At 63.0% G+C, this 3,586-nt stretch carries 5 protein-coding genes; 4 read left to right on the plus strand and 1 reads right to left on the minus strand.

Annotated features, from left to right (window positions below; translation table 11 throughout):
* The 3 genes from RT697_RS26745 to RT697_RS26755 form a co-directional block, all read left to right on the plus strand.
* Positions 1–669, plus strand: a 669-nt coding sequence (locus RT697_RS26745) for a CoA transferase subunit A (protein ID WP_313702650.1), incomplete at its 5' end; no start/stop codon positions are given.
* 12 nt (positions 670–681) lie between these two features.
* Positions 682–1,335 (plus strand): CoA transferase subunit B, encoded by a 654-nt coding sequence (locus RT697_RS26750; RefSeq protein WP_056567942.1) that lies wholly within the window; start codon positions 682–684, stop codon positions 1,333–1,335.
* Positions 1,336–1,550: 215 nt separating this feature from the next.
* Positions 1,551–2,021: a hypothetical protein gene (locus RT697_RS26755; protein ID WP_313702651.1), complete on the plus strand. Its 471-nt coding sequence runs from the start codon at positions 1,551–1,553 to the stop codon at positions 2,019–2,021.
* Between the two features lie 30 nt (positions 2,022–2,051).
* Here the strand turns inward: RT697_RS26755 and RT697_RS26760 are convergent, their stop codons facing one another.
* Positions 2,052–2,513 carry a GNAT family N-acetyltransferase gene (locus RT697_RS26760; RefSeq protein ID WP_313702652.1) on the minus strand — a complete coding sequence of 154 codons (462 nt, stop codon included), beginning with the start codon at positions 2,511–2,513 and terminating at the stop codon, positions 2,052–2,054.
* 202 nt (positions 2,514–2,715) lie between these two features.
* Here RT697_RS26760 and RT697_RS26765 point away from each other — a divergent pair.
* Positions 2,716–3,586 (plus strand): MurR/RpiR family transcriptional regulator (locus RT697_RS26765; RefSeq protein WP_313702653.1); only part of this gene is annotated, 871 nt, incomplete at its 3' end.

Below are 3,586 nucleotides of genomic sequence, written 5' to 3' on the forward strand. Positions count from 1 at the left end.
GCGCTGGCAGGCATCGTCAAGGACGGTCAGATGATCGCCGTGGGCGGTTTCGGCCTGTGCGGTATTCCCGAGGCGTTGATCGCCGCGTTGCGCGATTCGGGCGTCAAGGATCTCACCTGCATCAGCAACAACGCGGGCGTCGACGGATTTGGCCTGGGCCAGCTGCTCAACACGCGCCAGGTGCGCAAGATGATCGCGTCGTACGTCGGCGAGAACAAGGAATTCGAACGCCAGTACCTGTCGGGCGAACTCGAACTTGAATTCACGCCGCAGGGCACGCTGGCCGAAAAGCTGCGTGCCGGCGGCGCCGGCATTCCGGCGTTCTTCACCCGCACCGGCGTGGGCACCATCGTGGCCGACGGCAAGGAAATCCGTGAATTCGACGGCCATCAGTACGTGATGGAACGTTCGCTGGTGCCGGACGTGTCGCTGGTCAAGGCGCACATCGCCGACCGCAGCGGCAACCTGGTGTTCCGCAAGACCGCGCGCAATTTCAATCCGAACGTCGCCATGGCGGGCAAGTTCACGGTCGTCGAAGTCGAGCAGATCGTCGACACCGGCAGCCTGGACCCGGATCAGATCCATCTGCCCGGCATCTATGTGCAACGGATCGTGGTGAACGCCACGCCCGAAAAGCGCATCGAACAACGCACCACTCGCCCGGCCTAAGGAGAAGACGACATGGCATGGTCCCGCGATGAAATGGCGGCACGCGCCGCGCGCGAGCTGCAAGACGGCTTTTATGTGAACCTGGGCATCGGCCTGCCCACGCTGGTCGCCAACCACGTCCCCGCAGGCGTAGAAGTGTGGCTGCAATCCGAAAACGGCCTGCTGGGCATCGGCCCGTTCCCCACCGACGATCAGGTCGACGCCGACCTCATCAACGCCGGCAAGCAGACGGTCACGACGCTGCCGGGCTCGTCGATCTTCTCGTCGGCCGACTCGTTCGCGATGATCCGCGGCGGCAAGATCAACCTGGCGATCCTGGGCGCGATGCAGGTCTCCGAAAAGGGCGATCTGGCCAACTGGATGATCCCGGGCAAGATGGTCAAGGGCATGGGCGGCGCAATGGACCTGGTGGCCGGCGTCGGCCGCGTGGTCGTGCTGATGGAACACGTCGCCAAGAAGAAGGACGGCTCGGAAGACATCAAGCTGCTGCCCGAATGCAACCTGCCGCTGACCGGCGTGGGCGTCGTTGATCTCATCATCACCGACCTGGGCGTGATGGAAGTCACCGAAAACGGCCTGAAGCTGCTGGAAACGGCGCCCGGCGTGACGGTGGATGAGATCAAGTCCAAGACCGCGGCGAAGCTGGACGTGTCGGCGGTGCAGTAGGCTGCTACCAGCATCACCCTGCGTGAACTGACCCCCAAAGGTTGGACAAGATCCAGCCTTCGGGGGTCTTATTGCATGGCTAGGCGACTCCTCGCCAATTGCCCCGCGCCCTCAAAGGCTGGCCATTTCACGACTGTGGTTTCCGGCTTTTCTTATTGATTGGCGGTCAGTGATTCGTAGACTCAAGCGCACCCGAAAATGTCAGGACCCGCAGCATGGCAGGACGCGCCGTTGTTCGAATCGTTGACAAGAAATCGCACGGGGGGACGGTGACGCAAGGGGTCCCCCAATACACGATCGAGCGCAGGGCCGCTGCGGTCAGATGGGCTGCAATCATTCTATGTGCGGCGCCAATAATCTGGGTGCTGTTCCTGTACTTTTGCCGGCCCGTGGTCGCATTGCACTACGCGCAGGACGCCCGGGCTGATCTCCTTGTCTTCTTCAATGACAATCACGACACGACCCGATTTCTTTTGACACCGGGGCAATCTGTTTCGACACCAACCGCGATGTTCCCGGCGTCGGATATGTGGATGCTGATCTCGACCCCGCGCGAGAAGGGTGACACCCTGGAGATCACGAAGCCGTTTAGCCGAACTGACGTTTACTTCGCCGCGGGCGGAAAAATCGATCGTACGGTAATCCGCCAGGGCTTCTTTGCGCGGTTTTTTGAGCCCGGCGGCTGATTCGGTGACCGCCGAATGTGTTTCGGCGGTTCAGGTCGATTCATTCAACAGCATCCCCACATGCGGGATCCCGTCTTCCATGTATTCCTCAGTCACCGGCACAAAGCCGTGGCCACCGTAATAGCCCTTGAGCCGCGCCTGCGCGCCCAGATAGACCGGCTGATCCGGCCACAGCCGCTGCACTTCCTGCTTGGCGCGGCGCATCAGTTCATGCCCCAGCCCGGTGCCGCGCGCGGTGGGGGCGGTGATCACGCGGCCAATGATGGCGCGGCCGTCGTTCAGGGCGGGCTCCAGCAGGCGGCAATAGGCGACCAGTTCGCCGTCGTACCACGCCATCAGGTGCTCGGTCTGGCCCTTGAGATCCTTGCCGTCCATGTCCAGAAACACGCAGTTCTGCTCCACCACAAAAACCTCGGAGCGCAGACGCAGGATGGCGTAGAGCTCGGCGGGGGTCAGGGCGGCGTGGGGCTTGCAGGTCCAGGCGGGCGTCATGCGGGTCATTCCAGATAGCGGGATAAGGAGGGCAATTCTCCGAGGGCGCCAAGCGTAACGCAACCCGGCCCCGATTCTCCAATCCGGACTGTTACATCTATTCACGGGTATACCCTTAGTATGAAAATCTATTTTCTTAACTAAAATTTGTGTGTAAACAGATTTACACAAACCCGCCGCCTGAATTCCACCACGCTGTTCGATGACCAAGTCCGCCATTACGATCGCTGATCGGATCGCCCGGGCCCAGCCCGCGCTGAGCCGGACCCAGCACAAGATGGCCGAGTACGTGCTGGCGCACCAGTTCCGCGCCGCCACCATGACCATCGACGAGTTCGCCGCGGCGGTGGGCGTGTCGGTCGCGACGGCCAACCGGTTCGCGCGCGCCCTGGACCTGCCGGGTTACCCGCAATTCCGTGCCGAGCTGGCGCGTGGCTTTGAAGCCGCGCTGGAACCGGTCGAGAAGCTGCGTACCGAACTGGCCCACTCGGCCAGCGCCGTCCAGATCTTCGCCGCGACGCTCGAAGAAGACATCCGCAACGCGCAGCGCAACCTGCAGGCCCTGGATTCGGACGCCTGTGAAAAGGCGGTCGACGCCATTCTGGCTGCCGAACGTGTCTTCATCATCGGCTTTGGCGCCAGCGGGTTTCTCGCGGGCCTCCTGCAGCGCGGTCTGTGCATGCACCTGCATTCCGTCGAATCGCTGGCCGGTCCTGGCGGCGTGTCGCACGCGGCGCGGCAGATGTCGCGCATGACCAGCAAAGACCTGGTGATCGCCATCGGCTTTCCGCGCTATCTGGCCGACACCGTGACGTTGGCCGGCGCGGCCAAGCAGGCCGGCGTGCCGGTGCTGGTGCTGACCGACAAGCCCACGTCGCCGTTGGCGCCCACGGCCTCCGTCGTGCTGTACGCGTTCTCGGCGCGCCAGCTCATTCCCAATTCCGAAACCGCCGCGCTCGGGCTCATCGAAGCCCTGTCCGCGGCGGTGGCCTATCGCGCCAAAAATTCCGTCGCGGCCGCCGCTGGGGTGACCCAGTCCGTCATGCCGTGGCTCATACATGGAGTAGGTAAAC

This window comes from Achromobacter sp., assembly GCF_032113835.1.
GTDB lineage: Bacteria > Pseudomonadota > Gammaproteobacteria > Burkholderiales > Burkholderiaceae_B > Achromobacter.